The 5,594-nt window shown below is 65.8% G+C and carries 3 protein-coding genes and 3 pseudogenes; 4 read left to right on the top strand and 2 right to left on the bottom strand.

What is annotated here, in order from left to right:
- Positions 1-528: 528 nt before the first annotated feature.
- Together ACZ7HQ_RS44625 and ACZ7HQ_RS44630 are read left to right on the top strand one after the other, a co-directional pair.
- Entirely contained in the window at positions 529-894 is a 366-nt protein-coding gene (locus ACZ7HQ_RS44625) for a DUF2690 domain-containing protein (RefSeq protein WP_471003154.1), read from the top strand.
- Positions 895-1,165: 271 nt separating this feature from the next.
- Positions 1,166-1,870, top strand: a pseudogene (locus tag ACZ7HQ_RS44630) (IS6 family transposase).
- 264 nt (positions 1,871-2,134) lie between these two features.
- Here the strand turns inward: ACZ7HQ_RS44630 and ACZ7HQ_RS44635 are convergent.
- Both ACZ7HQ_RS44635 and ACZ7HQ_RS44640 read right to left on the bottom strand, forming a co-directional pair.
- A pseudogene (locus ACZ7HQ_RS44635) lies at positions 2,135-2,323 on the bottom strand (transcriptional regulator); the annotation flags it as partial.
- Between the two features lie 344 nt (positions 2,324-2,667).
- A complete protein-coding gene (locus ACZ7HQ_RS44640; protein WP_471003148.1) occupies positions 2,668-2,877 on the bottom strand; it encodes a DUF1918 domain-containing protein in 210 nt (69 codons plus the stop codon).
- A 250-nt stretch (positions 2,878-3,127) separates the two neighbouring features.
- Here ACZ7HQ_RS44640 and ACZ7HQ_RS44645 point away from each other — a divergent pair.
- Positions 3,128-4,662 (top strand): annotated as a pseudogene (locus ACZ7HQ_RS44645) (ISL3 family transposase).
- A 424-nt stretch (positions 4,663-5,086) separates the two neighbouring features.
- Positions 5,087-5,530, top strand: coding sequence for a GNAT family N-acetyltransferase (locus ACZ7HQ_RS44650; protein WP_471003151.1), 444 nt, complete (start codon positions 5,087-5,089; stop codon positions 5,528-5,530).
- The last annotated feature ends 64 nt before the right edge of the window (positions 5,531-5,594 follow it).

Below are 5,594 nucleotides of genomic sequence, written 5' to 3' on the forward strand. Positions count from 1 at the left end.
CTCTACCACGACCGCCCCGAAAGCGCCCCCGCGCTACCCAACAACCCGAACACGCCTACCGATTGATCGCCAACACCACGAAGAGGGGCACGATCGCCGCTCCAACTCCGCGACCCGGGATGTCAGTCGTTCGTTGGCCGCCGCGAGCTCGGCGGCCTGGGCCTCCGCGGCCGTCACCTGCCGCTGGAGCAGCCCGATCAACGCGAGGAGCTCCTCACGCGACGCGGACCCCAGCGCGGACGGTATGACCACGAATCCTGCCCCACCCACCCGTCACCTGTCCCATCGTCAGACCGCGAGCCGGATCACGACCTTTTGAATGGATACTTGACCGTTGCGTTCAGGACTTGTGCTCTCGTCTCATTTTCGACCGCGGCCTGGACGCGGCCTGAAAAGGGTCTTTCGCGCGTGAGGTACGCAGTCCACTGTTGTGCCGCTCAAGTTCTCGGCGTCACAAGGCCTTTGACGTCCCGTCGTTCAAGGAGGTAGGCGATGAAAAGGTTTATCGCTGTAGGTCTTGGTGTGCTGATGTCGGTGACAGGCGCTGCGTTTGCCCCATCCGCCCAGGCTGCTCCGGCAGCCGGTTGCTACAGCTCAGGTTGCAGGGGGCTTGATCCCGACCAGGCCGGCTGCAGCGCTGATGCCTACACCGTGGCGCAGGTGTCCACGCCGCGGGGAATCATCCAGCTCCGCTACAGCCCCTCGTGCCGTTCGAACTGGGCCCGGATGGTCAGCCCCGCTCCCGGGACTTTCTTATGGGTCAAGGAGTGCTCGAGCGGGTACCGCGAGCAGTTCCCCGTGCCGTCCGGATACACCGTCGCCTGGACAGACATGGTGGATGGCACGCGCCCGGTCAAGGCTGGCGACGTGTACACAACCACAGCCTGTCTGTGAACCTCTATCACCCTGTCCTGGCCGGGTGAAGTGGCCTGGTCAGGCGGGGTGACGTGACGAAACCCCTTGTCGTTGCTGTGGTGGTCTCACTCAGCACGCCACCGGCCGGGGGCCTCCTCACCCGTCCGTGCCCGCTCGTGCCGGAAGGTCCAGAACCTCCGGCCCCACTCGTGATCCTGTGAACGGGTGGCAGCAGTGTCGTGCCGGTGCTGTCAGGTTCTTCGCGGCTCATGCGATGATCTTGGTGTAGATCGTCAGGAGGGGACTGGTCGTGGACGCGCTGTCGTACAAGGGCTACCGGTTCCCGGCAGAGGTGATCGGTCACGCTGTGTGGCTGTATCATCGTTTTCCACTCTCGTACCGGGAGGTCGAGGAACTCCTCTTCGAGCGTGGCATCACCGTCTCCTATGAGACGGTGAGGGCCTGGTGTGCTGCCTTCGGTCCTGCCTACGCCAAGGAGTTACGTCGCCGACAGCCCCAGCCCGGCGACAAGTGGTACATGGACGAGGTATTCACCAAGGTCAACGGCCGGATGCGCTACCTCTGACGGGCCGTCGACCAGGACGGCAACGTACTCGACATCCTCGTGACGAACACACGTGACACCGCGGCGGCGAAGCGGTCTTTCCGCAAGCTCCTCAAGGGCCCTGAATACGTCCCCCGTGTGATCGTCCCGGACAAGCTGCGCAGCTACGGAGCAGCCCACCGGCAGGTCATGCCCTCGGCCGAGCACCGCTCCTCCAAGTACTTGAACAACCGGGCCGAGAACAGCCACCAGCCAACCAGGCAACGCGAACGCGCCATGAAGAACTTCCGCTCCAGCGGTGCAGCCCAGAGATTCCTGTCCACCTTCTCCCGGATCTCCAGCCACTTCCGACCCCGACGGCATCTGATCACAGCCAGTGACTACCGCACCGAGATGACCGAACGATTCCGCATCTGGAAGACCATCACCGGCATGCCCGCGACCGGCTGACTGAGGTGCCACCCCCAGGCACACCCCCCCTCGCCATACCCCCAACTCACCAGCCCCGCCAGCAACTTGACAGCACCGAGGGTACACTGCACCGCAAGAACCCGGTCTACTTCTTCAGAATGACTGTCTGAATAAATGCGCCGCACTGCCACAGTTGATCTCGGTCGATATCTTCATCCCACTGTCTGCGGCTTCATGCTCTGGTGCCGTGAGCAGGGCGGGATCCCGCGGACTTCAGGTGCCCGCGGGCTCCCGCCACACCGGTCAGCCCAGGGCGTCGATGGTCTGGAGGACAAGAGCGCGCGCCTCGGCCCCGTACACGGCCATGGCGCGGAGTCACTCGAACGTCTCCAGATACTGGGTGATCTCGCCGGGCTGCGTCACGCTCACCTCGGCTGACACCAACTCGACCGACGCGAGGCGGTCGTCGTAAACGTGGAAGGTTTCCTCCGGGCGTCGTCAACTTATCGGGGCTGGCGGTGTTGAGGGTGTGGTGGGGCCGGGTGGCAGCCCTGGTGTGACCCATCCCCCGGCAGGGACTGTGCACACGCCGCGACGGAGATGGCACCGAGCCTTCCCCACAAGCCGATGGCAACCGTCACTCCTGCCTGTCATTCGCCCTCGCCACGCTCAAGGGCGCGCCACCCCGGCCATACCCGGGACCCGTCGGCGGCAAAGAGCCCGCGAGCTATCGGGCGCATCGACGGCGCTCACGCGTGCCCGCCTCACGAACGAACTATCGACTGCGCAGCCGCTGTCTTGCCCCGTACTCACAGCCATCCGCCGGGAGGCCTCCGTCAAGGCAGCTTCACCTCTTGCCCCCCGGAAAGGGGCCGGACGACGGCATCCGGGCCAGGCGTCATGAGGGTTTCCCGCCCATCATCAAAACGCACCCGATACGGCGGCGCACCGTCCCGGCCCAGCACTTCGATGATCTCGCCTCTCCGGTCGCCCCGGCCCACGATCCTGCCGAGGACAAGAAGCCTGTCGCCCACACTGGCCTGCATCCCCGCCACCCCTCTCTCCAGACATCCTGAACCCGCACATACCCCACACCCCGCCCCGCCAGACAGCGACCATCATGCCGTGGCCACAATCCGGCCTCCCGCCAGCACGCTCCTACAGCCCGACTGGCCACCACCGACAAACCCGACCCGGCGCCGGCACCGAGGGGCGTGTCAGGGGCGTGTCAGTGACTTGGCTCTGGCCCGTAGTCGGTGGTGACGCCGAGTAGTCATCCATGATCATGATCTTGTGATGGATGTCAACTCCCTTGTGGTCACGGTGTTTTCAGGGCTTTCGGTGCTGGTCGTCGAGGACGTGGCGGACGGCGGCGACGCGGTGGTGGTATCCGCCCGGACCCGGGATGTGGCGGTTCCGTGTCCGGTGTGCGGAACGCCGACGGCGAAGGTGCACGGGTACCACGGCCGGACGGTCACGGACGTGCCTGTTGACGGCCGCCAGGTCGTCGTCCGCCTGCGCGTACGACGGCTGGTCTGCCCTGTCCCGGGCTGCCGGCGGCAGACCTTCCGCGAGCAGATTCCCGGACTGCTGGAGCGCCATCAACGCCGCACGGTGCGTCTTGTCGGGCAGATATCCCAGGTGACGCGGGAGTTATGCGGCCGGGCGGCCGCCCGCCTCGCCGGTCTGCTGGCTGTGCCCGTTTCCCGCAGTACTGCCCTGCGTTATCTGCGGGGCCTGCCGCTGCCGCAGCAGGCGGTCCCGCGGGTGATCGGCGTGGACGATTTCGCACTGCGCCGCCGGCACCGATACGCCACGATCATCACGGACGCCGAGACCGGCAGACGCGTTGCGGTCCTGCCCGACCGCGAGGCGGCCACCCTGGAGTCCTGGCTGCGGGAGCACGGCAGCGGTGTCGAAGTCGTGTGCCGGGACGGATCGGCCACCTACGCCGAGGCCGTCCGTCGTGCCCTGCCCGACGCGGTGCAGGTCAGCGACCGCTGGCACCTCTGGCGCAACCTGTGCGACAAGGTCCTGCTCGAGGTCCGTGCGCACGCCGGCTGCTGGGCCACCATCAACCCGCCCCGCCCCGGCGGAGTACGCGAGCAGACCACCCGGGAACGCTGGAACAAGATCCACGATCTCCTCGGCCAGGGCGTCGGCCTGCTCGACTGCTCCCGCCGCCTCAACCTGGCCCTGAACACCGTCAAACGATATGCCCGCATGCCCGAACCCCAGGCCCTGCGCATCGCCCCCACCTACCGGCCCACCCTCGTCGACCCCTACCGCGACCACCTGCGTCGGCGCCGTGCCGAGGATCCCGCCATCCCGGTCACCCACCTCCTCGAAGAGATCCAAGAGTTGGGCTACACCGGCAGCGCCCACCTACTGGTTCGCTACCTCAACCAGCGCCGCGCCGAAGGCGACCGCCCCGTCACCACCCCGCGCCACGCCAGCCGCCTCCTGCTCACCGACCCCGACAATCTGCGCCCGAAGGAAACGACCCTGCCGGAGAAGATCGCCGCGGCCTGCCCGGAGATGACCGCACTCGCCGATCTCGTACGCCCTTCGCCACCCTGCTGAAACCGGCCGAGAGCAACGACGTCAAACTCACCGACTGGATCACCACCGCCCGCGCCGCAGACCTGCCCCACCTGCGCAGTCTCACCAACGGCCTCGAAATCGACCGAGCCGCCGTGAATGCCGGCCTCACCTTGCCCTACCACAACGGCCGCACCGAAGGCGTCAACACCCGCACCAAAAGGATCACGAGACAGATGCACGGACGCGCCGGATCCGACCTCCTCCGCCACCGCATCCTCCTGCCCTAACGGACACCCAACGTCACCACCGACTACGGGCCAGAGCCAACTGGTTGTGTGTGATGCGTGTTTTATTCCGTGGGGTCTGGTTCCTGCGGTGGTTACTGTCGGTTGATAGTGGTCAGAGCAGCATCTTGAGGACCTTCCTCGGCGGGGCGATTGCTGAGGCAACCGGGCTGTCTGCGCCCAGCGGCAGAAGCCGTTGAAGGATCCACATTCTCACAAAGTTGCGTTATATGCCCGCACTTGCTGCTGGACGAGTATTACGCCTAACTGCAGGTGGCTGTTAACTCAGCCCCGGGACACGTTACTCCCGGCCACGGAGCCGAGTGAGCGTGTGAGAACCACACACATGCACCATGAGGACCTTCCTTCCGAACCGGCAGGGCTTCGCCGTGCATGTGCGGCGCGCTCTGTTTGAAGGAAGAAGGAGATGTTCATGTACCCGTGCATGACGCCGGTTGCACCCGATGCGGGTGTAACGCTGCGCGTCGCGGACAAGGAAATGGACTGGCCGCGTATCTGGCCGCTGTGGCAGCGCATCGTGGCCCGCGGGGAGACGCATCCCTATCCGGTGGATTCCACGGAAGCAGATGCCAGAGCCATCTGGCTGGCGCCGGCCCGGTCCGCTGTGTATGTCGCTGAGCGGGAGGGCATGCTGGTCGCAGCGATGATGACCAAGCCCATGCGCTCCGGAAACGGTGATCACATCGCCAATTTCGACCTCATGGTCGCTCCCGAGTACTGGGGCCAGGGGATCGGCAAGACGCTGGCGACCTACGTCATCGATGCCACCCGGCATGCAGGTTACCGGGCCATGGAGGCCTACGCCGTGGTGGACACCAACGTGTCCCGCGTCAAGTTTGTGGCTCACTGATCTTGCTCTGAAAGTTGGGGATGCAGGGTCGGGGTGCGGTAGACCTCGATCGGGCGGTGGCCGG

The sequence above is a fragment of the Streptomyces sp. NPDC037290 genome (genome assembly GCF_055603245.1).